This is a genomic window from Ramlibacter sp. P4_H7 (assembly GCF_056400765.1).
On sequence record NZ_JBFUKP010000008.1, the window covers coordinates 80,777 to 104,819 of the forward strand.

Consider the following 24,043-nt stretch of genomic DNA (forward strand, 5'->3'; position numbering starts at 1 on the left):
TGTTTCCTCAGTTCCTCCGAGCGGCCACCTCGGTGGTGGCCACGCCCCTCAACTTCACCGCATACCCGTCCGTGTGCCGAAGGTCCGCGGCCACCAGCGCCTCCGGGCGCCGGCCGTACTTGGCCGTGACCTGGGTCAGCGTCTGCACGAAGCGCTGGCAGCGCGCCAGCACGTCCTCCATGGTCCCCCGCCCCAGTTCCACCGTCGCGCCGCTGTCCAGGTGCAGCGTCCAGCCGCCGCGGCCCGACAGCGACAGCTGTTCGATGCCCAGGTCCAGCTTGTCCAGCATCGGCTTCAGCCCGTGGTACATCGCCAGCACCTGCGGCGCCGTCCCCTCGGGGCCCACCAAGCGCGGCATGTCGTCCTGCTCCACGTCGCCGGGGTTGGCGTCGAAGACGTTGCCCTGCGCACTGACCAGGCGCGATTCGCTTTCCGTGCCCCAATAGGCCTGCGGCTCCTGCTCGTGCAGTTCCACCCGCAGCTTGTTGGGAAACTGCCGCTTGACCACTGCCAGCCGCACCCAGGGCACGGACTCGAAGGCCTCGCGCGCCTTTTGCAGGTCGACGGTGAAGAAGTTGCCGGCGAGCTTGGGCGCCACGTTGGCACGCAGCGTCGCCGCGCTGTTGTGGCTGACGTCGCCCTGCACCACGATGCCCCGGATGGCGAACACCGGATGGCGCAGCGCCCACCAGCCCAGCGCCGCCACCAGCATCAGGCCGCAGGCGATGAACAGCACCGTGGCGGTGATGTTCATCAGCCTCACGTCCATCGGCACGGGTGGCAGCTGCTTCTTCCTCATGCCGCGGCGGCTCCTTCCTGGTCCAGCGTGGCATCGGCCAGCAGCTGCAGGCACAGATCCTCGTAGCTGATGCCGGCGGCGCGCGCCGACATCGGCACCAGCGAGTGCCCCGTCATGCCGGGCGACGTGTTGATCTCCAGCAGCGAAGGCTTGCGGCTGGCGGCATCGATCATCACGTCGACGCGGCCCCAGCCGCGGCAGCCCAGCACGCGGTAGGCCTTCAGCACGATCTCCTGGATCGCCGCTTCCTCGCCTTCGGGCAGGCCACAGGGCACCAGGTACTTGGTGTCGTCGGTGAAGTACTTGTTCTGGTAGTCGTAGTTGCCTTCCGGCGCGACGATGCGAATCACCGGCAGGGCCCGGGCGGACTCGCCGGTGCCCAGCACCGGGCAGGTCACCTCGTCGCCGGCAACGAACTGCTCGCACAGAACGTCGGCATCCAGGGCGGCCGCGGCATCCACCGCGGCCTGCATCTCGGAGTAGCCCTGCACCTTGGCGACGCCGATCGACGAGCCTTCGCGCGCCGGCTTGACGATCAGGGGCAGCCCGAGGTCGTCCGGAATCCTGATCACGTCGTCGCGGCCGTAGGCGCCCCGGTGCAGCAGCGTGTACTTCGGCGTGGGGACGCCCTCCGCGATCCAGACGCGCTTGGTCATCACCTTGTCGATGGAGATCGCCGACGCCATCACGCCGGAGCCCGTGTACGGGATGCCGAGCAGCTCCAGCGCGCCCTGCACCGTGCCGTCCTCGCCGAAGCGGCCGTGCAGCGCGATGAAGCAGCGCTTGAAGCCCTTGCGCTTGAGTTCCACCAGGTCGCGTTCGGCCGGGTCGAAGGCATGCGCATCGACGCCCTTGGACTGCAGCGCCTTCAGCACGCCGGCACCGGACATCAGCGACACCTCGCGCTCGGCCGACTTGCCGCCCATGAGGACGGCGACCTTGCCGAATTCCCTGGGATTCGCGGCCTGGCTCATGCCTGGCCTCCCAGTTCCAACACCTTCGCGGGCACGCCGCCGATCGAGCCGGCGCCCATGCACATCACCACGTCGCCGTCGCGCACGGTGTCCAGGATGGCTTGCGGCAGGTCGCCGATCTCGCCCACGAACTGCGGTTCCACCTTGCCGGACACGCGCACCGCGCGCGCTAGGGAGCGGCCGTCGGCCGCCACGATCGGCTCCTCGCCCGCTGAATACACCTCGGACAGCAGCACCATGTCGGCCGTGCCCAGCACCTGCACGAAGTCCTCGAAGCAGTCGCGCGTGCGGGTGTAGCGGTGCGGCTGGAAGGCCAGGACGATGCGCTGGCCCGGGAAGGCGCCGCGGGCCGCGGCGAGCGTCGCCTTCATTTCCACGGGGTGGTGGCCGTAGTCCTCGATCACGGTGAAGGTGCCGCCGCCCTGGGCCGCGGGCACGGGCAGCTCGCCGTAGCTCTGGAAGCGGCGGCCGACGCCGCGGAATTCCGCCAGGGCTTTCGTCACGGCGCCGTCCGGAATGTTGAGTTCGACCGCGATCGCGATGGCCGACAGCGCGTTCAGCACGTTGTGCATGCCCGCCAGGTTCAGCTTGACGTGCAGGTCGGGCAGCGTGACGCCGTTGCGGCGCTGCACCGTGAAGTGCATTTGCGGCCCCACCGCCTTGACGTTCACCGCGCGCACCTGCGCTTCCTCGTTGAAGCCGTACGTGGTCACCGGGCACTGCACCTGCGGGATTATCGAGCGCACCGCCTCGTCCTCGACGCACAGGATCGCCGTGCCGTAGAAGGGCATGCGGTGCAGGAACTCCAGGAAGGCCTTCTTCAGGTTGTTGAAGTCATGGCCATAGGTGTCCATGTGGTCGGCGTCGATGTTCGTCACCACCGCCATCACCGGCAACAGGTTCAGGAAGGACGCGTCGGATTCGTCGGCCTCCACCACGATGTAGTCGCCCGAACCGAGCTTGGCGTTGGCGCCGGCGCTGTTCAGCTTGCCGCCGATCACGAAGGTGGGGTCGAGTCCGCCCTCGGCCAGCACGCTGGCCACCAGGCTGGTGGTCGTGGTCTTGCCGTGCGTGCCCGCGATCGCGATGCCCTGCTTCAGGCGCATCAGCTCCGCCAGCATCACCGCGCGCGGCACGATCGGGATCTTGCGCTTGCGCGCGGCCACGACCTCGGGGTTGTCCTGCTGCACGGCCGTCGACGTGACGACCGCGTCGGCGCCGATCACGTTCGCGGCCGCGTGGCCGACGAAAGTCTGGATGCCCAGGTCGGAAAGACGACGCAGGGTGGCGCTGTCGGCGATGTCGGAACCGGAAATCAGGTAGCCGAGGTTGCGCAGGACTTCGGCGATGCCGGACATGCCGGCGCCCCCGATGCCCACGAAGTGGATGTGCTTGATGGCGTGTTTCATCGTGCGAGTGCCTCGCAGGCGGCGACCATCTGTTCGGTCGCCTGGGTCTTTTCCAGCCGCTTGGCGGCCACGGCGCGCTGCAGCAGTTCAGGCCGACCGAGCTTCTGCAGCAGGTTGGCCAGGAATTGGGGGGAGAGGTCGCGTTGCTGGACCAGCCAGCCGGCGCCCGCGTCGACCAGGAACTTGGCGTTGGTGGTCTGGTGGTCGTCCACCGCGGAGGGGAAAGGGACGAACAGCGCGGGCGCGCCCACGGCGGCCAGTTCGGTCACCGTGCTCGCGCCGGCGCGGCAGACCACGAGGTCGGCATCCGCATAGGCCGTGGCGGTGTCGTCGATGAAGGGGGTGAGCTCGGCCTGCACGCCGGCGGCGGCATAGTTGGCACGCAGTTCGTCGATCTGCTTGGCGCCGCTCTGGTGCAGCACGCGCGGGCGCACCGCCTCGGGAATGAGCGCCAGCGCCTTGGGAACGATCTCGTTCAGCGCCCTCGCGCCGAGGCTGCCGCCCACCACCAGCAGCTTGAGCGGGCCGCTGCGGCCAGCAAAGCGCTGCTCCGGCGCCGGTTGCCGCAGGAAGGCTTCGCGCAGCGGGTTGCCCACCCACTCGCCCTTGCTGATCACCTGCGGGAAGGCGCTGTAGACGCGATCGGCCACGCCGGCGAGCACCTTGTTGGCCATGCCGGCGACCGAGTTCTGCTCGTGCAGCACCAGCGGCCGGCCGAGCAGCACGCTCATCATGCCGCCCGGAAAGGTGATGTAGCCGCCCAGGCCGACCACCACGTCCGGCTGCACCCGGCGTACCACGCAGATGCTTTGCCAGAAAGCGCGCAGCAGCTTGAGCGGCAGCAGCAGCAGCGTCGTCCACCCTTTGCCGCGCACGCCGCCGAAAGCGATGGTTTCCAGCGGAAAGCCGCGCGACGGCACCAGCTGTGCCTCCATGCTGTCGGGGGCGCCCAGCCAGTGCACGCGCCAGCCGCGCGCGCGCAGGGCTTCGGCAACCGCCAGGCCGGGGAAGATGTGGCCGCCGGTGCCGCCGGCCATCACCAACGCTGTCGCTGTTGGCGCTGGCCGCTGGGCCGGATGTGGCTCCCCCTCACCCCGACCCTCCCCCTCGAGGGGGAGGGAGGAATGCATGGTGCTCATCGCGAGGATCATGGCCGGCCTCCCCGCATCAGCAGCCGGTTCTCGTAGTCGATGCGCAGAACGACCGCGATCGACACCACGTTCATCAGCACCGCCGAGCCGCCGTAGCTCATGAGCGGCAGCGTGAGCCCCTTGGTCGGCAGCGCGCCCAGGTTCACGCCCATGTTGATGAAGGCCTGGAATCCCATCCAGATGCCGACGCCCTGCGCGACCAGGCCCGCGAACACGCGGTCCAGCGCAATCGCCTGCCGGCCGATGTGCATGATCCGCCGCGTGATCCACAGGAACAGGCCGATCAGCAGCAGCACGCCCACCAGGCCGAACTCCTCGCCGATGACGGCCAGCAGGAAATCGGTATGGGCTTCCGGCAGCCAGTGCAGCTTCTCCACGCTGCCGCCCAGGCCAACGCCGAAGATCTCGCCGCGGCCGATGGCGATCAGCGAGTGCGACAGCTGGTAGCCCTTGCCCAGCGCGTTCTTCTCGCTCCAGGGGTCGATGTACGCGAAGATCCGCTCGCGCCGCCACTCGGACATCGCGATCATCAGCATGAACGCGATGATCATCACCGCCGCGATCAGGAAGAACATGCGCGCGTTGACGCCGCCCAGGAACAGGATGCCCATGGCGATCACCGCGATCACCATGAAGGCGCCCATGTCGGGTTCGGCCAGCAGCAGCATGCCGACGATCGCGACGGCCAGCGCCATCGGCAACACCGCGCGGAAGAAGCGCTCCTTGACCTCCATCTTGCGCACCATGTAGTTGGCGGCATAGAGCAGCACCGCGAACTTGGCGAGCTCGGACGGCTGGAAGGAGATCGGCCCCAGAGCGAGCCAGCGGCGTGCCCCGTTGACGCCCTTGCCCACGTGCGGGATCAGCACGACCATCAGCGTGAGCAGCGAGAAGACGAACAGCCAGGGAGCCAGCCGCTCCCAGGTTTCCACCCGCACCTGGAAGGCCAGCAGGCCGGCCACGAAGGACAGCACCAGGAACAGCGCGTGGCGGTTCAGGAAGTAGGTGTGCGCGTAGCGGCCGAACTTGGGGTTGTCCGGCATCGCGATGGACGCGGAATACACCATCACCAGGCCCCAGGCGAGCAGCGCCACCGTCACCCACAGCAAGGCGGGGTCGAAGGTCCGGATGGCGAAGTCCTGGCGCGCGCGGTCGGGCATCCACGACGAGGCGGAGGCATGGTCGCGGCTGAACGGGGTGCGCAGGCCGGAGAGGACGGCGGTCAGGTTCAAGCCTCGCCTCCCTGCAGGAGCGCGCCGGCCTCGTCGGCCACCGCCTGCACCGCCGCGCGGAACACTTCGGCGCGGTGCGGATAGTTGCGGAACATGTCGAAGCTGGCGCAGGCCGGCGACATCAGCACCGCATCGCCGGCGTGGGCGCGCTGCGTCGCCAGCGTCACGGCCTCTTCCATCGAACCGGCATCCAGCAGCGCAACGCCGGTGGACTCCAGCACTGCGCGGATCTGCGGGCCGTCCCGGCCGATCAGCACCACCGCCCGCGCGAAGCGTGCCACCGGTGCGGCCAGCGGCGAGAAGTCCTGGCCCTTGCCGTCCCCGCCCAGGATGACCACCAGCTTGCGCTCGGCGCCGAGGCCCTGCAGCGCGGCGACCGTGGCACCGACGTTGGTGCCCTTGCTGTCGTCGAAGTACTCGACCTCGTTGACGATGCCGACCGGCTCCACGCGGTGCGGTTCGCCGCGGTACTCACGCAGGCCATACAGCATCGGGCCCAGCTGGCAACCGGCGGCCGTGGCCAGCGCCAGCGCGGCCAGGGCGTTGATCGCGTTGTGGCGGCCGCGCACCCGCAGCGCATCGGCAGGCATGAAGCGCTGCAGGTGCACCTCCGGTTCCTCGTCCTTGCGCCGCTTTTCCGTTTCGTCGGCTTCGTGCGCGCGCACCAGCCACGCCATGTCGGCCACGACTTCCAGGCCGAAGTCGCCGGGGCGCTTGGGAAGGTCGCCGCCGAAGGTGAGATAGGGGCGCTGTTCGTACTTGCCGCCCTTCAACCGCACCGGCGCGGGCAGCATCTTCATCACCAGCGGATCCTCGCGGTTGAGGATCATCATGGCGGCCTTGCCGAACACGCGGGACTTGGCTTCGGCGTAGGCTTCCATGGTGCCGTGCCAGTCCAGGTGGTCCTGCGTCAGGTTGAGCACGGTCGCCGCGGTGGGTTCGAAACCGCTCACCCCATCGAGCTGGAAGCTGGACAGCTCCAGCACCCACACCTGCGGCAGCGCACCCGACTCGCGCTTTTGCGACAGCGTGTCCAGCAGCGTGGGGCCGATGTTGCCCGCGACCGCCACGGTCTTGCCGCTGCGCTCCACCAGCTGGCCGGTCAGCGCGGTCACGGTGGTCTTGCCGTTGGTGCCGGTCACGGCCAGCACGGCGGGGTGGTAGCCGTCCGACCGGCGCATGGCGGCGAGTGCGTCGGCAAACAGTTCCAGCTCGCCCCGCACGGGGACGCCAACGGCGCGCGCAGCCTGTGCCACCGGCGCCACCTGCGCGGGCGACAGTCCCGGGCTGCGCAGCACCAGCCGCTGGCCCTCGGCCAGCGCCGCGTCGAACGCACCGGCGACGAAGCGCGCCTGCGGCACCTGCTCCTGCAGCTGCGGCAGTTGCGGTGGCGCCTCGCGCGTGTCGGCCACCGTCACCTGCGCCCCGTGCAGCGCGCACCAGCGCGCCATCGCGAGCCCGGAGGCGCCGCAGCCGAGGACGAGGACGGGGAGGTCGCGCAGCTGTTCCATCACCGCAGCTTCAGGGTGGACAGGCCGATCAGGCACAGCAGCATCGTGATGATCCAGAAGCGGACCACGACCTGCGTCTCCTTCCAGCCGGTCTTTTCGAAGTGATGGTGCAGCGGCGCCATCAGCAGGATGCGGCGGCCCTCGCCGTAGCGCTTCTTGGTGTACTTGAAGTAGACGACCTGCGCCATCACCGACAGCGCCTCGACCACGAAGATGCCGCCCATGATGGCCAGCACGATCTCCTGCCGCACGATCACGGCGATGGTGCCCAGCGCGCCGCCCAGCGCCAGTGCGCCGACGTCGCCCATGAACACTTGCGCGGGATGGGCGTTGAACCACAGGAAGGCCAGGCCCGCCCCGGCGACCGCCGCGCAGAAGATCAGCAGCTCGCCCGATCCGGGGATGTGGGGCAGGAACAGGTAGCGGGCATACACCGTGTTGCCGGTCACGTACGCGAACACGCCCAGCGCCGACCCGACCATCACCACCGGCATGATGGCCAGGCCGTCGAGGCCGTCGGTGAGGTTCACGGCGTTGCTCGAACCGACGATCACGAGGTAGGTCATGAGCACGAAGCCGAACACGCCCAGCGGGTAGCTGATCTCCTTGACGAAGGGCACCAGCAGGTTGGCCTTGGGCGGCAGGTTCATGTCGAACCCCGAGCGCACCCAGTCGATGAACAGGCCCAGCACGCGCACGTTGGTGGTCTCCGAGACGCTGAAGGCCAGGTACAGCGCCGCGACCAGCCCGATCAGCGACTGCCAGAAGTACTTCTCGCGCGAAGGCATGCCTTCCGGGTCCTTGTTGACCACCTTGCGCCAGTCGTCCACCCAGCCGATCGCGCCGAAGCCCAGCGTCACCAGCATCACGATCCAGACGAAGCGGTTGGTCCAGTCGAACCAGAGCAGCGTGGACACCGTGATGGAGATCAGGATCAGCACGCCCCCCATGGTCGGCGTGCCGCTCTTGATCAGGTGAGACTGCATCGCGTACTCGCGCACGGGCTGCCCGATCTTCAGCGCCGCCAGGCGGCGGATCACCCAGGGGCCCGCCAGGATGCCGATCAGCAGCGCGGTCATCGCCGCCATCACCGCACGGAAGGTGATGTACTGGAAGACGCGCATGAAGCCGAACTCGTGGCCATGGCTCTGCATCCAGGCGGCAAGGCTAACGAGCATCGGACCCCCTCTTCGACTGTTCTTGTCTTGCGTGGCCCGTGATGGCGTCCACCACCCGTTCCATCTTCATGAAGCGCGATCCCTTGACCAGCACGCTTTCGGCCTGCCCCAGTGCCTCGACCACGGCGGCGTTCAGCGCGTCGACGTCGGCGAAATGCCGGCCCTTCATGGCTCCGGCCTGCTCGCCGAGCGTGAACAGCTGCTCGATGCCGCGCTCGCGCGCGTAGTGGCCGACTTCGGCGTGGTAGGCCGGACCCTGGTCCCCCACTTCGCCCATGTCTCCCAGCACCAGCAGCCGCGGCCCCGGCAGTTCGGCGAGCACGTCGATCGCCGCGCGCACGGAGTCCGGATTGGCGTTGTAGGTGTCGTCGACCAGGGTGAGCGTGCGGGCACCCAGCGCCACGCCGAGCGCGCGCGAGCGGCCTTTCACCGGCTCGAACGATTCGAGTCCGCGCATGACGGCCTGCAGCGGGGCGCCCGCGGCCAATGCGCAGGCGGCAGCCGCCAGCGCGTTGCGCACGTTGTGGCGGCCGGCGATATGGAGTCGGAACGTGATGGCCCCGGCAGGCGTTTCCGCCCGCACCTGCCAATGTCCCTCTTGCCATTCAGACCCGGCCAGAACGAGATCGGCGCCGCTGTCGCGCGCGTCGCCGAAAGTCATGCAGGGCCGCGCGCCGGCCAGCCCTGTCCAGAGCATCGTGTAGGGATCGCCGGCGGGGAACACCGCCACGCCCTGTCGGGGCAGCGCGTCGAACACGCTGCCGTTTTCGCGCGCCACGGCTTCCACCGTGGCCATGAATTCCTGGTGCTCCCGCTGCGCGTTGTTGACCAGCGCAACGGTCGGCTCCGCGATGTGGCCCAGATAGCCGATCTCGCCGGGATGGTTCATGCCCAGCTCGATCACGCCGACGCGGTGCGCGCCGGTCAGGCGCAGCAGCGTGAGCGGCAGACCGATGTCGTTGTTCAGGTTGCCCTGCGTCGCCAGGTGGTGGCTGGGGTGCCATGCCCTCAGGATGGACGCGATCATCTGCGTCACCGTGGTCTTGCCGTTGCTGCCGGTCACCGCGATCAGCGGCAGCTGGTAGCGGCGGCGCCAGGCCTGGGCCAGCGTGCCGAGCGCGAGCCGGCTGTCGTCCACCTCGATCCCGGGCATGCCGGCGGGCAGCCGGCCCGGTTGCGCGATGGCAGCCACGGCGCCCTTGGCGAACGCATCGGCAAGGAAGTCGTTGGCGTCGAAGCGTTCGCCCTTCAGTGCGACGAACAGATCCCCGGCTTCCAGCGTGCGGGAGTCGGAGTGCACGCGCCGGACCTGCACATTGCCGTCGCCCACGAGCCTGCCGCCGGTCCAGCCGGCGGCCTGCTGCAGGTTGAACATGTGCATCACTTGCGGGCCCCCAGCGCCTTGCGCGCATGTGCCTGGTCGGAGAACGGGTGCTTGACGCCCTGAATCTCCTGGTCATCCTCGTGGCCCTTGCCGGCAATCAGGATCACGTCCTGCGGCGCCGCTGCGGCGACCGTGTCCGCGATCGCGCGGGCCCGGTCGGCTTGCACCTCGGCCGCGTCCGCATGGGACAGGCCCAGCAGGATCTGGTCGATGATGGCCTGCGGCTGTTCGCTGCGCGGGTTGTCGCTGGTGACCACCACGCGGTCGGCGTTGCGCTCGGCGACCGCCGCCATCAGCGGACGCTTGGTCGCGTCGCGATCGCCGCCGCAGCCGAACACGCACCAGATGCGGCCGCCGCGCTGCTGCGCCAGCGGACGCAGCGCCTGCAGGCCCTTTTCCAGGGCGTCCGGCGTGTGCGCGTAGTCGACGGCCACCAGCGGCTTGCCCGCCTCGTTCAGGCGCTCCATGCGCCCCGGCACCGGCAGCAGGTCGGCGCAGGCGGCCACCGCGGCGGCCAGCGGCACGTGCAGCGCACGCATCATGCCGATCACGCCCAGCAGGTTGGCCACGTTGTACTGGCCGATCAGGCTGGTGCGCAGTTCATGGCGCTCGCTGCCCTCGGCGATCACGAAGCGCAGGCCAGCGTCGGTGTAGCCGATGTCGTGCGCCCGCAGGCGCGCGTCACGCCGGCAGGAGCAGGTCCACAGGTCCAGCACGGCCCGCTGCAGCATCGCTTCCAGGTCGGCGCCCTTGGGATCGTCCACGTTCACCACGGCCGCCTGCAGGCCGGGCCAGCGGAACAGTTCGGCCTTGGCGGCCCAGTAGGCCTCCATGCTGCCGTGGTAGTCCAGGTGGTCCTGCGTGAAGTTGGTGAAGGCGGCGACGCGGATGAGCGTGCCGTCCAGGCGCCGCTCGACGATGCCGATGGAAGACGCCTCGATCGCGCAGGCACGGTCGCCCTGTTGCACGAACTGGCGCAGGTGGCGCTGCATCAGCACGGGGTCGGGCGTCGTCAGGCCGGTGTGCTCCACGTGCGGCGGCCGGCCGATGCCCAGCGTGCCGACCATGCCGCACGGGACCGGTTGCGGGTCCAGGTGGGTCAGGGCCTGCGCCAGCCACCAGGCGGTGGATGTCTTGCCGTTGGTCCCGGTGACGGCCAGCACGTCGATCTCCTTGCTGGGCTCGCCGTAGTAGATCGACCCGATGGGGCCGGTCGCCGCCTTGAGGCCTTCGTACGCGGCAACCGCATCGCTGGCGAAGCCGTACGCCTCGCTGCCCGCGAATTCCACCAGGCAGGCCTTGGCACCCTGCTGCAGGGCGGTGGGCACGAACTTGCGCCCGTCGGTGGCGGCGCCCGGCCAGGCGATGAAGCCGTCGCCCGCGCCCACCTTGCGGCTGTCGCAATGCACCTCGCCGCTCACGCGCGAGCGCAGCCACTCGGCCGCTTCCCTGGGCGTGCGCAGGACGCGCATCAGAAGGACTCCTCCACGGCCTGCACCACGATCTGCGGCTTCACGTTCATGTCGGGCTGCACGCCCAGCATGCGCAGCGTCTGCTGCACGGTGGCGCTGAACACCGGAGCGGCGACGTCGCCGCCGAAGTAACGCCCGCCGCTCGGTTCGTCGATCATCACGGCCACCACGATGCGCGGCGTTTCCACGGGAGCCACGCCCACGAAGAAGCCGCGGTACTTGCGATCCGCGTAACCCTTGCCTTCCTGCTTGTGCGCCGTGCCGGTCTTGCCGCCCACCGAGTAGCCCATGGTCTGCGCCTTGGGCGCGGTGCCGCCGTTCTGGGTCACCAGGTGCAGCATGTGGCGCACCGCCTGCGCCGTCTCCGGCTGCAGCACGCGCACGCCGGCGGCGGGGCCCTGCGCCTTCAGCAGCGTGACCGGCGCCAGCTCGCCGTCGCGCGCGAACACGGTGTAGGCGCGCGCCAGCTGGAACAGGCTGACCGACAGGCCGTAGCCATAGCTCATCGTCGCCTGCTCGATCGGGCGCCAGGTCTTGTAGGCGCGCAGCTTGCCGCTCACCGCGCCGGGGAAGGGAAGCTGCGGGCGCTGGCCCAGGCCGACGGCGCTGAACATGTCCCACATCTCGCGCGGCTGCAGCTGCATGGCCATCTTGACGGTGCCCACGTTGCTGGACTTCTGGATCACCTCGTTGACGGTCAGCAGGCCGTGCGGGTGGGCGTCGCTGATGGTGGAACCGCCGATCGTGATGCGCCCGGGCGCGGTCTGGATCGGCGACGTGGGCTTCACGAGCCCCTTCTCCAGCGCCACCGACACCACGAAGGGCTTCATGGTGGAGCCCGGCTCGAAACTGTCGGTGAGCGCGCGGTTGCGCAGCTGCGCTCCGGTGAGGTTCTGCCGGTTGCCGGGCGCGTAGCTCGGGTAGTTGGCCAGCGCCAGCACCTCGCCGGTCTGCACGTCCAGCACCACGACGCTGCCCGCCTTGGCCTTGTTCTCCAGCACGGCGTCCTTGAGCTTCTGGTAGGCGAAGAACTGCACCTTGCTGTCGATGGACAGCTGCAGGTCCTTGCCGGCCACCGGCGGCACCTGCTCGCCCACGTCCTCGACGATGCGGCCCAGGCGGTCCTTGATGACGCGGCGCGAGCCGGCGCGGCCCGCCAGGTCCTTGTTGAACGCGAGCTCGACGCCCTCCTGGCCGTGGTCCTCGACGTTGGTGAAGCCCACGATGTGCGCCGCGGCCTCGCCTTCCGGGTACTGGCGGCGGTATTCCTTGCGCTGGTACACACCCTTGATGTCCAGCGTCGTGATCTGGCGCGCGACCCCATCGTCCACCTGGCGCTTGAGCCAGACGAAACTCTTGTCCTCCTCCAGCTTGGCCATCAGCTCGGCCAGTGGCATCTGCAGCAGCTTGGCCAGCTGGGCGAGCTTGACCTTGTCGCGTTCCACGTCCTCGGGGATGGCCCAGATGCTGGGCACGGGGACGCTGGTGGCCAGCAGCAGGCCGTTGCGGTCGAAGATGCGGCCGCGGTTGGCCGGCAGTTCCAGCGTGCGGGCGAAGCGCACCTCGCCCTGGCGCAGGTAGAAGTCGTTGCCGAACACCTGCACCCAGGCGGCGCGGCCCGCGAGACCCAGGAACGCGAGGGCCAGGCCGGCCACGATGAACTTGCTGCGCCACACGGGCGTGCGGCTCGCCAGCAGCGGGCTGGAGGAATAAGCGACGACCCGCCCGCTCATTGCGATGCCTCCGGCCGCGCGGCGATGCCCTTGAGCGTCACATATTGCGTGATCGCCGGCGTCGCGGGGCGCATATGAAGCTGCTCGCGCGCGATGCGATCCACCCGACCGGGCGTGGCCTGCGCGCGCTTCTCCACCTGCAGCCGCTCGTTCTCGATCTCGAGCTTGCGGAAGTCGTTCTGCGCCCGCTCGATCTCGGTGTAGAGGCGGCGCGAGTCGTACTGCACGCGCACCAGGAACAGCGCGCTGGCCATCACGGCCACCAGCAGGACGAGGTTGAGGCGGATCATCACACCGGCGTCCTCTCGGCCACGCGCATGATGGCGCTGCGCGAACGCGGATTGGCCGCGACCTCTTCGGCCGTCGGCTTGACGCGTTCGATCGCCTTCAGCTTCATCGGCTTGGGCGCGGCGAACGGCGCGCGCCGGTCCACTTCATCGCGCGAGTGCTTCGCGATGAACTGCTTGACGATCCGGTCTTCCAGCGAATGGAAGCTGATCACCACCAGCCGGCCGTGCGCTTGCAACACGTTGAGGCTCGCCGTCAGCGCCTGTTGCAGCTCTTCAAGCTCGGCGTTGACGAAAATCCGAAGAGCCTGAAATGTGCGCGTAGCAGGGTCCTGGCCCGGCTCGCGGGTTTTGACCGCACCAGCCACGAGCTGGGCCAGTTCGGCGGTGCTTGCAAGAGGGCCCCGTTCCTGTCGCCGAGCTGCAACCGCCTTTGCAATCTGAACAGCAAACCGTTCTTCACCATAGTCACGGATCACCTCCGCCATCTGTTCCACCGGTGCGGTGGCGAGCCACTCCGCGGCGCTCTGGCCGCGCGTGGGGTCCATCCGCATGTCGAGCGGTCCATCGGAACGAAACGAGAAGCCCCGTGCGGGGTTGTCGATCTGCGGCGAGCTGACGCCCAGGTCCATCAGGATTCCGGTCACGCTCGCCGCTTCCAGCTCGGAGAGCGCGGCGAAGCCCTGGTGGCGGATTTCGAAACGCGGATCCTCGATCGCGTTGCCCACCGCCACGGCTTCCGGGTCCTTGTCGAAGGCGACGAGGCGGCCCCGCGCGTCCAGCTGCGACAGGATCAGGCGCGAGTGCCCGCCGCGGCCGAAGGTCGCGTCGATGTAGGTTCCATCCGGCTTGGTAACGAGGGCGTCGACTGCTTCGTTCAACAAGACGGTGGTGTGTTGCCATGTGCCTGCCACCACTTGCCTTCAGAATGAAAAGTCCTGGAAGGCCTCGGGCATCTCGCCACGCATTGCCTCGGCCTCCTTGGCCTCGTAAGTCGCCTTGTCCCAAAGTTCAAAGTGGTTGCCCATGCCCAGCAGCATCGTTTCCTTCTCGATGCCCGCCGCGGCTCGCAACTCCGGCGACACCAGGATGCGGCCGGTTCCATCCAGCTCCACGTCCATGGCGTTGCCCAGGAAGATTCTCTTCCACCACTGCGCCGACATGGGGAGCTGGGCGATGCGTTCACGAAATTTTTCCCACTCGGGCCGCGGAAAAATCATGAGGCAGCCGTGCGGGTGCTTGGTGATCGTCAGCTGGCTGCCGCCGTTGACGCCCAGGGCGTCGCGATGCCGGGTCGGCATGGAGAGCCGCCCCTTGGCATCGAGACTCAGCGACGACGCGCCCTGGAACACTTTGGTCAGCCCTCACTACGGTGGATGCGCTGAGTATGGAGAGTTATCCCACTCTCCACCACTTCATTGCACTTTTTTGCACTGTAGCAGGAAAACGCTGAGGCGCAATGGGCGCGCCTACTTTTTCGCAATGAAATCAAGCACTTAGAAGCGTTTTCGGAGGCGCGCGGCCTCCGAAAATCGTTCTAAAGCAAGCACTTACGTGGTGCTCTGCATGTGTTGCGTGAGCGGCATCAGAGGATGTAGCGCGAAAGGTCCTCGTCGCGGCTGAGTTCTTTCAGCCTGGCGTCGACGTAGGGGGCATCCACCGTCACGGACTGGCCTTCGAGCCGGGCCGCGTCGAAGCTCACCTCGTCGAGCAGCCGCTCCATCACGGTGGAGAGCCGCCGCGCGCCGATGTTCTCGGTGCGCTCATTCACGTCGCAGGCGATCTGCGCCAGCCGGGTGATGCCCTCGGGGGTGAACTTCAATTCCACCTTCTCGGTCGCCAGCAGCGCCTGGTACTGCTTGACCAGCGACGCATGGGTGCTGGTCAGAATCGCCTCGAAGTCCTGCACCGACAGCGAGGACAACTCCACGCGGATGGGAAAGCGTCCCTGCAGTTCGGGAATGAGGTCGCTCGGCTTGGAGAGATGGAACGCGCCGCTGGCGATGAACAGGATGTGGTCGGTCCGGATCGGCCCGTACTTGGTGGACACCGTGGTGCCTTCCACCAGCGGCAGCAGGTCGCGCTGCACGCCCTGGCGCGAGACCTCGGCACCGGAGCCTTCGCTGCGCGACGTCACCTTGTCGATCTCGTCGATGAAGACGATGCCGTTCTGCTCCGCGCTCTGGATCGCGACGGCCTTGATCTCGTCCTCGTTGACCAGTCCCGCCGCCTCTTCGTCGATGAGGAGCTTCAAGGCCTCGGCGATCTTCAGCTTGCGCGACTTGCGCCGCGCGCCGCCGAACTGCGAGAACAGTCCCTTGAGCTGCTCCGTCATGTCCTCCATGCCGGGCGGACCCATCACCTCGAGCTGCGGCTTCTGCTCGGCGACCTCGATCTCGATGTCCTTGTCATCGAGCTCGCCCTGGCGCAGCTTCTTGCGGAACACCTGGCGCGCCGTGCTGTCGCCCGCCTCCTCGCCGCGCGCCGGCGGAATCAGCACGTCGAGGATGCGATCCTCGGCCGCGTCCTGCGCGCGCGCACGCACCTTCTTCATTTCCGAGGTGCGGGTCTGCTTGACCGCCATCTCGGCCAGGTCGCGCACGATGGAATCGACGTCCTTGCCGACGTAGCCCACCTCGGTGAACTTGGTCGCTTCCACCTTGATGAAGGGCGCGTCCGCCAGCTTGGCCAGGCGCCGTGCGATCTCGGTCTTGCCCACGCCGGTGGGGCCGATCATCAGGATGTTCTTGGGCGTGATCTCCTGGCGCAGCTTTTCCTCGACCTGCTGCCGGCGCCAGCGGTTGCGCAGCGCGATGGCGACCGCGCGCTTGGCGTCCTTCTGCCCAACGATATGCCGATCGAGCTCGGAGACGATCTCCTGCGGCGTCATGGAACTCATGCGTCCTCCCCCTGGACAGGTCGCCTGGCGACCTGCTCCGCCGCCCCTTCGGGTGGCCGTGCGGCGCGCTTCATTCCAGCACCTCGATCGTGTGGTTCATGTTGGTGTAGATGCAGATCTCGCCGGCGATCTCCAGCGACTTCTTGACGATGTCGCGGGCACCGAGCTCGGTGGAGTCCAGCAGCGCCTTCGCCGCGGCCTGGGCGAACCCGCCGCCGGAACCGATGGCGACGATGCCCTGCTCCGGCTCCAGCACGTCGCCATTGCCGGTGATGATCAGAGACGATTCGCGATCGGCCACCGCGAGCATCGCCTCCAGCCGGCGCAGCACGCGGTCGGTGCGCCAGTCCTTGGTGAGCTCGATGGCGGCGCGAACCAGGTGGCCCTGGTGCTTTTCCAGCTTGCCCTCGAAGCGCTCGAACAGCGTGAAGGCGTCCGCCGTGGCGCCGGCGAATCCCGCCAGCACCTTGTCGTGGTAAAGCTTGCGCACCTTGCGCGCCGTGCCCTTGACGACGATGTTGCCCAGGGTGACCTGGCCGTCGCCGCCAATGGCGACTTGCCAGCGGCCATCGGCGCCCTGGCGCCGGACGCTGACGATGGTCGTGCCGTGAAACTGTTCCATATGTCCTTGCAGCTTGGGGTGAGCGCCCCCGAATGCAAGAACCGGGTCGGGCGCTACTCGTTGCGGATGGTAATCCGCGCGTGCTCGCTGATGCCGATGACGTTGAAGAACGCCGCCACCAGGCGGTGCACGTCGGAGAACTGCAGCTGCCGTCCCTCGGCCTCGCGCGCCGTCACCCAGTTGAGCACGGTGCCGGCCGCGGTGAAGTCGATGCGGATCAGCCGCGCGCACGAGATGATCATGATGTCCGCGTCGGCCAGCCTGGCGTCGAGCAGTTCGATCGCTTCCTTGCCGTCGCCGAGGATCTGCCCGGACAGTTCCACGGTCGCGACGCTGGAGAGCTGCGAGCTCATCGCCGGCATCTGCGAGTCGCCGTAGGTCATCATGCTCGACACGACGGAATCCCGGAACGCCTCGCCGACGATGGTGTTGCGGGTGGCGACGCTGCCATCGGGCTGCAGCGCCTTGTAGTCGCATCGGGCGCTGTCCCAGGACGGCGGGGACACCTCGTAAGTGACGCAGTAGTCCAGTGCGGCGAGCTCGAATTCGTCGGGCCGGTGCATCACGCGCAGCACTTCCATGCGCAGCTTCCACCAGGCCGGATTGACGCCGCGGTCGCTGGAGGGCGTGGCGTCGCGCAGGACCTTCTCCAGCGCGTCCGCGCCGATGAAGCGCAGCTGGACGTTCTGCCCGGCCCACTGGGTGAACAGCTTGGTCAGCGGCTCCACGGCGCCCTCGACGACCGAGGTCAGCTTGGTCCAGTTCAGCTTGTACGGCTGCGTGGCCTTGCCCAGCGCGGCGTTCAGCGCCGCGGCCGTCTGCGTGCCGAAGACGGCGGGGCAGTTCCAGTCGGCCGCGTTCTGCCCGGGCGCAGCGCTGGGGGCGGGCTGGCTCATGCGGCTCACGATCTCGGGCATGGAGAACCACTGCGGCGCCGACCGGCCGAAGCGGCCGGCGAAATCGATGGCGGCGCTCTCGAAGCGGTCCTGCTTGCCGGCGGCACGGTACAGGTCGAACAGAGTGAGCCAGGTCTCGTCGTGGTTCACGCGCGAACCGTTCGGCGCGAGCACTTCCATCAGGCCGGCCTCGGCGCCTTCATCGTCGCCGTTGGCAAAGCGGATGGAGGCCTCCTCGAGTTCGGGGTCGTGCACGAACTCCTCGACCTGGATCGCGAACTGCTTGGACTGCGAGAAGCTGCTCGGCCCGCTGGGCACGCTCGGCGTTCCTGCGGATGCACTTTCGGCCAGGCTGGACGGGACTTCGGAGGCGAACGAAGAAGGGATGCGTGCGCCGTCGTGCACCGAGGGCGCGTGCGGTGGCACCAGGCCGAGCGCCTGCGTGGACGCTTCCTGCGGCGCGTCGCCCAAGGTGGGCGGGGACGGCGCGGTGGCTTCATGTGCCGTGAGGCCACCTGCGGCCGTGCGCGAGTAGCTGCTGGCGCCGGGCGGCAGGCCGTTGCCGCGCATGGCTTCCGGCGTGACGTGGGCGGACACCGGGAAGCTGCTGCTTCCAGGCTGCTGCGACTGCCCGCCATGCTTGGTCTTCCACCACTGCATGGACATCTGCGCTTCGATCTCGTCGATCTTCTTGAGCGTCGTCGCGCGGTCGTCCGGCTTGGACGGCATCGAGCTCTGGAAGAAGGACGGCCGCAGTCCCGGGTCCTGGCCGGCGAGCACCTCGCTGCGGCGCATCTTGCGCAGCATGTCGAACTCGCGCTTGCGGACGAAATCGTTGCGCCGCTTGCGCTCGATCATCTCCTTGAGCATCTGCTTGGAGTACGAGCTCTCGCGGTCGGCGTCGCCGCCTTCGTTCTCGCTGAATCCGCTGCTGGGATTGCGCACGAACCGCACCACCCGCGACAGCAGGCCACCGGGTGCGGAATCGTCTTTCTGGCTCATGGATGGCAGAAGTACTGCGGGCGCGACGCGGACCGGGTTCAGTCGCCGAACATCTTCTGCTTGAGCTCCCGGCGCTGCTGCGCCTCGAGCGACAGCGTCGCGGTGGGACGGGCGAGCAGGCGACCGACGCCGATGGGCTCGCCGGTCTCGTCGCAATAACCGTAGTCACCCGCATCGATGCGGGCGATCGACTGTTCGATCTTTTTCAGCAGCTTGCGCTCGCGGTCGCGGGTGCGCAGTTCCAGGGCGTGCTCCTCCTCGATCGTCGCGCGGTCCGCGGGATCGGGAACGATCACGGTGTCCTCTCGCAGGTGCTCGGTCGTCTCGCCGGCGCTGTTGAGGATTTCCTGTTTCAGCTGCAGCAGCTTCAGGCGGAAGAACGCCATCTGCTTCTCGTTCATGTACTCCGAATCCGCCATCGCCAGGACTTCGGCGTCCGACAGTTCCTCGGCGGACTTCGTCTTCCAGTTGTTCGCGAGCTTCGGGTCCTTCTTGATGGCCACAACGGGCGGGGGCGTCAGTACGGATTGGGTTGCCATGGGGGTGTAGGTTGCCTTTGCGGACCCGAATGCGCCGGGGGCCGGGGCGACCGGGGATTGCGCGAACCGGGGAGCGGGCTGAGCCTGCTTCGGGGACTGCGCACTCCCAGGGGCCGGCCGCATGGGTGCGGGTGCCGCGGGTGGAGGGGATGCCTTGGCGGGGGCGGCCTTCGTGGGGGCCGGGCTCGCCTTGGCAGGAATTTTCTTGGCGGCGGCAACGACCGCCTTGGCGCCGGACACCACGGCCTTGGCCACGGCGCCGACGACCTTGCCCGCGGTGGTCTTGGCGGCCTTGGGAGCTGCCTTGACTGCGGACTTGGCCGGCGCCTTCGCCGGGGCCTTGGCTGCCGCTTTTGCGGCCGGCCGGCTGGCCGGCTTCACCGGCTTGCTTGTTTTTTTCGCGACGGGCTTGGCGGCCGACTTGGCCGGCGCCTTCTTCGCCGGCACCTTGGCGGCCGGTTTCGCCGCCTTGACCGGCTTGGAAGACTTGGCCGTGACCTTGGCTTTGGCCGCAGGTTTCTTCGTTTTGGCAGCGACCTTGGGCTGAGCCTTCACTTCCCGTCTCCTCGCGTTGTCGGCGCTGGCGGCATGCAGATCCGTGCCTGCATTCCTGCCTGTCGTTGTTGGTGGGGCGCCGTCATGACCGCGATTTATACCCTGAGTTAAGGGCTCTGCACGGCCGTGGACCTCCTTTTCGTTGGCGCGCTCGCCCTCCACCCTGCGCGGGGGAGATTCCGTGAGTTGCGGAAGCGAGACAAACATGGCGCGGGTTTGCAAAGGGCGCCAGCGTAACGCGCCTCTCTCGGCGGGACGGCTCAGACCACGCCGCGGCGCCGCGTCAGACAAGGCACTGCTCGAGCCCCTGCAAAAGGATGTCCTTGGGAAGGTCGATGCCGATGAAGACCATCTTGTTGGTGCGCGGTTCGCCCTCCGCCCACTGGGGGCCCAGGTCGCTTCCCATCAGCTGGTGCACGCCCTGGAAGATCACCTTGCGCTCGGTGCCCTTCATGTGCAGCACCCCCTTGTAGCGCAGCATGCGCGGCCCGTAGATGTTGACGATCGCCCCCAGGAAATCCTCCAGCTTCATCGGGTCGAACGCGCGGTCCGACCGGAACACGAAGCTCTTGACGTCGTCGTCGTGGGCATGGTGGTGGGGATGGTCGCAGTGCTCGCCGTGCTCATGGTCATGGTCGTGGTGGTCGCCATGGGCGTGGCCGTGCTCGTCCTCGTCCTCCTTCAGGAAGTCCGGGTCGATGTCGAGCTTGGCGTTGAGGTTGAAGCCCCGCAGGTCGAAGACGTCCTTGATCGGCACGTCCCCGAAGTGCACCGCCTGCTGCGGCGCGCGCGGGTTCATGTGCTTGAGGCGGTGGGCCAGGGCATCCACCTCATCCTTGCCGACCAGGTCGGTCTTGCTGATGAAGATCTGGTCGGCAAAGCCCACCTGCCGGCGCGCTTCCTGGCGGTCGTCCAGCTGCCAGTCCGCATGCTTGGCATCCACCAGGGTCAGGATCGAGTCCAGCAGGTAGCTTTCGGCGATCTCGTCGTCCATGAAGAAGGTCTGCGCCACCGGGCCGGGGTCGGCCAGGCCGGTGGTCTCGATCACCACGCGGTCGAAATCCAGCAAGCCCTTGCGCTTCTTGGCGGCGAGCAGCTGCAGCGCCTCGCGCAGGTCCTCGCGGATCGTGCAGCAGATGCAGCCGTTGCTCATCTGGACGATTTGCTCCTTCGTGTCGCTCACCAGGATGTCGTTGTCGATGTTCTCCTCGCCGAACTCGTTCTCGATCACGGCGATCTTCTGGCCATGGGCTTCGCTCAGCACGCGCTTGAGCAGGGTCGTCTTGCCGGAACCGAGGAAGCCGGTGAGGATGGTGGCGGGGATGAGGCTCATGAAAACTCCTGGGGAACCGGATAGTTTAAGAAGGAAACATGGGGCGTGCGGTGCACGCCTCAAGCCTTGCGGATCACCACCAGGCCCTTGAGGTATTCGCCCTCCGGAAACGCCAGCGTCATCGAATGGTCGGGCGCCGCGCCGAGACGATCGGCGATGTACCCGTCGACGCCCGCATCGGTGCCCGCGGAGGCCACGATCTTGTGGAACAGGTCTGCCGAGATGCCACCGGAGCACGAGAAGGTGAAGAGCACGCCGCCAGGCGCCAGCAACTTGAGCGCGAGCCGGTTGATGTCCTTGTACGCGCGAGCCGCCTTTTCCGCATGCGCAACGGTCGGCGCCAGCTTGGGCGGATCCAGCACGATCGCGTCGAAGCTGCGGCCCGATTCGCCGAAGCGGCGCAGGCTGGCATTCACGTCCGCATCGAGGAATTCGGCGCGGCCGGCGTCGAAGCCGTTGAGCGCCACGTTCGCACGGGCGCGTTCCAGGGCCGGAGCGGACGAATCGATGGAGCACAGCTCCGTGGCCCCACCCGCCAAGGCCGCCACGCTGAAGCCGCCGGTGTAGCAGTAGCAGTTGAGCACGCGCTGCGCACCCAGCCGACGGACCCACTCGGCAAAGCGCGCGCGGCTGTCCCGTTGGTCCAGGTAGAAGCCGGTCTTGTGGCCGCCGGCGATGTCCAGGCCGAACCTCCAGCCGTGCTCGGCGATGGTGAGCTCGGTCGGACCCTCGCCCCGCAGCCAGCCGGTTGCTTCGGGCAAACCCTCGAGCCCTCGCGAGCTGGCGTCCGATCGTTCATAAAGCCGTTGCAGGCCGGTCACAGACAGCAGGGAATCGGCCAGGACTTTCTTCCAGCGTTCGGCTCCGGCGGACAGGAACTGCGCGACCAGCGTGTCGCCGTAGCGGTCGACCACGAAGCCGGGCAGCCCGTCGGACTCGCCGTGGACCAGCCGCGCGCCCTCGCTGGGAACCTTAAGACGCCCGCGTAGGGCCACGGCCTGTGCTAGCCGGTTGCCTAAGAAGGCCGCATCGATGCGCTGGTCCTCGTCGAAGCCCCACGCGCGCGCCCGGATCTTGGAGGCCGGGCTGAAGGCGGCCCAGGCCAGGAAACGGCCGTCATGGGCCTCCACCCGCACCGTCTCCCCGGCGTCCGCCCCCCCTCTGGCCACCGCCGAATCGAACACCCATGGGTGCCGACGCAACAGTGAGCGCTCCCGGCCTTCCCGCAATCGGATCATTTTCATGTCCCTATTGTCGGGCGGGGCCGAACCCGTAAGAATGTGCAACAGGATTGGCAGTCAAGGAGAACGCCGGATGGCCTGGTTCGCACGGATGCGCTGGATCGCAGCCGCGGTGCTTTCCCTGGCGACGCTCGTGCTTGCCGGGGAAGCCGCCGCGCGCGAGGTGCTCCGTTTCGACACCGGCCGGCAGCCCGTGATGCTGCACGACGGGGGCGATGCCTGGGTCGACGACAGCGGCAAGGCCAGCGTGAAGGACGTGGCACGCGACGGCGGCATCCGCTGGCACCCCACCAGCGACAACGAAATCTACAAGCTCGACAAGGGCCAGGCGCTCTGGATCCGGTTCACGGCACCTCCCGCGCCCACGGCGGAGCGCTGGTACCTGGAGGTGCCCTACCCTGGCGTGGACCGGGTCACGCTGTTCGTGCAGAACGCCGCCGGTGAATGGACCGAGCGTTCCGCCGGCGACACCATCGCGATCAGCGACTGGCCCCTGCCCCACCGCCACCCGATCATGCCGGTGTCGGTGTCGCCGCAGGAACCCCGCGTTCACCTGCTGCGCATCCAGAACGGAACGATCTTCGGCGCACCCCTGCAGTTCGTGAGCGACAGCTACATGGGCCGCACCGAACAGGGCATCTCGCTCGCACTGGGCATCTACTTCGGGCTCGTGGTGCTGGCGGTGATGCTGTCGGTGACCGGCGCGGTCACCCTGCAGGACCAGGGCTACGTCCTCTATTCGATTTCCGCCGTCCTGATGGCGCTGACCCAGGCGACCATCACGGGCCTCGCCGGCTTGCACCTGTGGGGCGACGTGCCGTGGTGGAACAACATGGCACCGCAGGTGATGCCGCTGTTCGCCATCGCGTCGCTGCAGCTGTTCTTCGCCGAGGTGGTGTCGCTGCGGGAACGATCGCGCATGTTCTACCGGATCCTGGTGGTGGGCGCGTTCGTGTCCGTGCCGCTGGCGATCTACCTGATGCTCACGCCGAACGTGATGGAGCGGCTGCAGCTGATCATCATCTACTTCCTCGCGGCCACGGCCGCCGGCCTGGGCGTGGTGATCTGGGCGACGCTGCGCGGCGACCGCTACGCGCCCTGGCTGCTCGTGGGCTCCTCGCCGGTGGCCATCGGCGCCCTGTTCCCCATCGCGCGGGCCGCCGGCCTGATCCCCATCAGCACCTGGACCACGCATGGCATGCAGTTCGCCATCGCGGCGGAACTGCCCATCCTGCTGATCGTGCTGGCCATGCGCAGCCAGCACCGGCGCGAGCACGTGCGACGGATCCAGGGCCTGGACCGCATCGACCCGGCCACCGGCCTGATCAACGCCGCGGTGTTCCACGAACGGCTGGTGCGGTTGATCGCCCGTTCGCAACGCCTGAAGTTCCGCAGCGCCATGCTGCTGGTGGACGTCGGCAACATCGACCAGATCCGGCGCCAGTTCGACTCCGACTCGGCACGCGAACTCACGCTGCGCGTCGCGGGCCGCCTGCTGTCGGTGGCGCGCGAGATCGACACCGTCGCGCGCCTGTCGGAGCACCGCTTCGGCATCCTGCTGGAAGGACCCTTGCATGCCGACGAAGTCGCCGAGGCCGGGCCGCGCATCGTGGCGCGCTGCCTGATGCCGTTCAAGGGCCGGCCGCTGGAGTGGTCCGCCCACGTGCGCGTGGCGCAGGCGCTGATCCCCATGGACGGCAACGATCCCTCGCAGCTGATCGGACGGCTGGAGATGCTGCTTGCCAGCGCGCCGGCGGACAGCCGCCGCGCCGTGTTCATGCTGTCGCGCTCCAATACCGCGCCGGCCGCGCTGACGCCCTGACGAC

At 68.1% G+C, this 24,043-nt stretch carries 20 protein-coding genes; 1 reads left to right on the top strand and 19 read right to left on the bottom strand.

Annotated elements, in window-relative coordinates; translation table 11 throughout:
• Window positions 1-7: 7 nt before the first annotated feature.
• From AC1DSA_RS12960 to AC1DSA_RS13050, 19 genes are all read right to left on the bottom strand, one after another.
• The gene (locus tag AC1DSA_RS12960; protein WP_477889730.1) at window positions 8-799 is read right to left on the bottom strand and encodes a cell division protein FtsQ/DivIB; all 792 of its coding nucleotides are present in this window, start codon (window positions 797-799) and stop codon (window positions 8-10) included.
• The gene (locus AC1DSA_RS12965) at window positions 796-1,773 is read right to left on the bottom strand and encodes a D-alanine--D-alanine ligase (protein ID WP_477889732.1); all 978 of its coding nucleotides are present in this window, start codon (window positions 1,771-1,773) and stop codon (window positions 796-798) included. Before AC1DSA_RS12965 ends, AC1DSA_RS12960 begins: the two co-directional genes overlap by 4 nt.
• Window positions 1,770-3,182, bottom strand: a complete 1,413-nt coding sequence (murC, locus tag AC1DSA_RS12970) for a UDP-N-acetylmuramate--L-alanine ligase (protein ID WP_477889734.1) — start codon at window positions 3,180-3,182, stop codon at window positions 1,770-1,772. The genes AC1DSA_RS12965 and murC overlap by 4 nt, the downstream gene beginning before the upstream one ends.
• Complete coding sequence (gene murG / locus AC1DSA_RS12975; protein WP_477889736.1) at window positions 3,179-4,219, bottom strand: undecaprenyldiphospho-muramoylpentapeptide beta-N-acetylglucosaminyltransferase; 1,041 nt, start codon at window positions 4,217-4,219, stop codon at window positions 3,179-3,181. The genes murC and murG overlap by 4 nt, the downstream gene beginning before the upstream one ends.
• Window positions 4,220-4,329: 110 nt before the next feature.
• A complete protein-coding gene (ftsW, locus tag AC1DSA_RS12980) occupies window positions 4,330-5,676 on the bottom strand; it encodes a putative lipid II flippase FtsW (RefSeq protein ID WP_477889974.1) in 1,347 nt (448 codons plus the stop codon).
• Window positions 5,562-7,076, bottom strand: coding sequence for a UDP-N-acetylmuramoyl-L-alanine--D-glutamate ligase (gene murD / locus AC1DSA_RS12985; RefSeq protein WP_477889738.1), 1,515 nt, complete (start codon window positions 7,074-7,076; stop codon window positions 5,562-5,564). The genes ftsW and murD overlap by 115 nt, the downstream gene beginning before the upstream one ends.
• Window positions 7,076-8,254: a phospho-N-acetylmuramoyl-pentapeptide-transferase gene (gene mraY, locus AC1DSA_RS12990; RefSeq protein ID WP_477889740.1), complete on the bottom strand. Its 1,179-nt coding sequence runs from the start codon at window positions 8,252-8,254 to the stop codon at window positions 7,076-7,078. The genes murD and mraY overlap by 1 nt, the downstream gene beginning before the upstream one ends.
• Window positions 8,244-9,629 carry a UDP-N-acetylmuramoyl-tripeptide--D-alanyl-D-alanine ligase gene (locus AC1DSA_RS12995; protein ID WP_477889742.1) on the bottom strand — a complete coding sequence of 462 codons (1,386 nt, stop codon included), beginning with the start codon at window positions 9,627-9,629 and terminating at the stop codon, window positions 8,244-8,246. Before AC1DSA_RS12995 ends, mraY begins: the two co-directional genes overlap by 11 nt.
• A 5-nt stretch (window positions 9,630-9,634) precedes the next feature.
• Window positions 9,635-11,110 carry a UDP-N-acetylmuramoyl-L-alanyl-D-glutamate--2,6-diaminopimelate ligase gene (locus AC1DSA_RS13000; protein WP_477889743.1) on the bottom strand — a complete coding sequence of 492 codons (1,476 nt, stop codon included), beginning with the start codon at window positions 11,108-11,110 and terminating at the stop codon, window positions 9,635-9,637.
• Window positions 11,110-12,843, bottom strand: coding sequence for a peptidoglycan D,D-transpeptidase FtsI family protein (locus tag AC1DSA_RS13005; protein ID WP_477889745.1), 1,734 nt, complete (start codon window positions 12,841-12,843; stop codon window positions 11,110-11,112). The genes AC1DSA_RS13000 and AC1DSA_RS13005 overlap by 1 nt, the downstream gene beginning before the upstream one ends.
• Window positions 12,840-13,133: a cell division protein FtsL gene (gene ftsL, locus AC1DSA_RS13010; RefSeq protein ID WP_477889747.1), complete on the bottom strand. Its 294-nt coding sequence runs from the start codon at window positions 13,131-13,133 to the stop codon at window positions 12,840-12,842. The genes AC1DSA_RS13005 and ftsL overlap by 4 nt, the downstream gene beginning before the upstream one ends.
• A complete protein-coding gene (rsmH, locus tag AC1DSA_RS13015) occupies window positions 13,133-14,044 on the bottom strand; it encodes a 16S rRNA (cytosine(1402)-N(4))-methyltransferase RsmH (RefSeq protein WP_477889749.1) in 912 nt (303 codons plus the stop codon). The genes ftsL and rsmH overlap by 1 nt, the downstream gene beginning before the upstream one ends.
• A gap of 9 nt (window positions 14,045-14,053) precedes the next feature.
• Window positions 14,054-14,482, bottom strand: a complete 429-nt coding sequence (gene mraZ / locus AC1DSA_RS13020; protein WP_477889751.1) for a division/cell wall cluster transcriptional repressor MraZ — start codon at window positions 14,480-14,482, stop codon at window positions 14,054-14,056.
• Between the two features lie 233 nt (window positions 14,483-14,715).
• On the bottom strand, window positions 14,716-16,029 hold the full coding sequence (gene hslU / locus AC1DSA_RS13025; protein WP_477889753.1) for an ATP-dependent protease ATPase subunit HslU: 1,314 nt from the start codon (window positions 16,027-16,029) through the stop codon (window positions 14,716-14,718).
• A 70-nt stretch (window positions 16,030-16,099) separates the two neighbouring features.
• A complete protein-coding gene (gene hslV / locus AC1DSA_RS13030) occupies window positions 16,100-16,651 on the bottom strand; it encodes an ATP-dependent protease subunit HslV (RefSeq protein WP_477889755.1) in 552 nt (183 codons plus the stop codon).
• A 53-nt stretch (window positions 16,652-16,704) separates the two neighbouring features.
• Entirely contained in the window at window positions 16,705-18,549 is a 1,845-nt protein-coding gene (locus AC1DSA_RS13035; protein WP_477889757.1) for an STAS domain-containing protein, read from the bottom strand.
• Window positions 18,550-18,587: 38 nt separating this feature from the next.
• Window positions 18,588-19,643 (bottom strand): RNA polymerase-binding protein DksA, encoded by a 1,056-nt coding sequence (dksA, locus tag AC1DSA_RS13040; protein ID WP_477889976.1) that lies wholly within the window; start codon window positions 19,641-19,643, stop codon window positions 18,588-18,590.
• Between the two features lie 283 nt (window positions 19,644-19,926).
• Window positions 19,927-20,976: a CobW family GTP-binding protein gene (locus AC1DSA_RS13045; RefSeq protein WP_477889759.1), complete on the bottom strand. Its 1,050-nt coding sequence runs from the start codon at window positions 20,974-20,976 to the stop codon at window positions 19,927-19,929.
• Between the two features lie 59 nt (window positions 20,977-21,035).
• A complete protein-coding gene (locus AC1DSA_RS13050; protein ID WP_477889978.1) occupies window positions 21,036-22,220 on the bottom strand; it encodes a class I SAM-dependent rRNA methyltransferase in 1,185 nt (394 codons plus the stop codon).
• A 70-nt stretch (window positions 22,221-22,290) separates the two neighbouring features.
• Here AC1DSA_RS13050 and AC1DSA_RS13055 point away from each other — a divergent pair, with 70 nt between their 5' ends.
• Complete coding sequence (locus tag AC1DSA_RS13055) at window positions 22,291-24,039, top strand: sensor domain-containing diguanylate cyclase (protein ID WP_477889761.1); 1,749 nt, start codon at window positions 22,291-22,293, stop codon at window positions 24,037-24,039.
• Window positions 24,040-24,043 lie beyond the last annotated feature (4 nt).